The 519-nt window shown below is 41.2% G+C and carries 1 protein-coding gene; it reads right to left on the bottom strand.

Going from position 1 to position 519, the window contains the following annotated elements:
* Positions 1 to 96 precede the first annotated feature (96 nt).
* On the bottom strand, positions 97 to 264 hold the full coding sequence (locus tag R7Q09_RS28345) for a hypothetical protein (protein ID WP_005466428.1): 168 nt from the start codon (positions 262 to 264) through the stop codon (positions 97 to 99).
* Between the last annotated feature and the right edge of the window lie 255 nt (positions 265 to 519).

Below are 519 nucleotides of genomic sequence, written 5' to 3'. Positions count from 1 at the left end.
AACCACAGTATTTTTGTCGTTGCTGTAACCACCGAGCGATCGGTGAAGTGGTACCTCACCCGGCAAGACACGTATCGGCCGCTCTGTAGTTTAACGTTACGCTGCTAAAGGTTCTTCGTTGGAGTAGGGCGATCCGTCGATCATCACTGGCCAGCCATAAGATGCGTATTCACGTGCTAAAAACTTAGCGACTTCGTGAGAAACCGTGGTGTATGTCCATTCGCCAACACCAAACGGTTTGTACGCCAGTTGTAAGGTTAACATTGCTTTTTCCTCAATAATTTTTCCTATTATTGCCTTACTATTTGGCTCATTTCTTCTGTTTATAGCTCACTTTATTCTCTGCAAAGTTCATCGTTTCACTTTTTCATTCACACCGATTTTTCTCTTATAAAAGCCGTGTGAGTACCTTTGTTATTTATAAACCTATGTTAACAACTAGGATGTGTTTTTAGGTTGATGATGGCTTTTTGTGCTAAGCAAACGTTAAAACTAAGCGGAATTCACACGTTGTTCATT

The organism is Vibrio sp. 2130-1, assembly GCF_033339515.1.
Note: the sequence above shows the minus strand (reverse complement) of the source record. Positions and strands in the feature narration are given on the sequence as shown.

Excerpts from the sequence above, each read along its gene's own strand:
- R7Q09_RS28345 (WP_005466428.1), bottom strand. The coding sequence starts at position 264 with ATGTTAACCTTACAACTGGCGTACAAACCGTTTGGTGTTGGCGAATGG.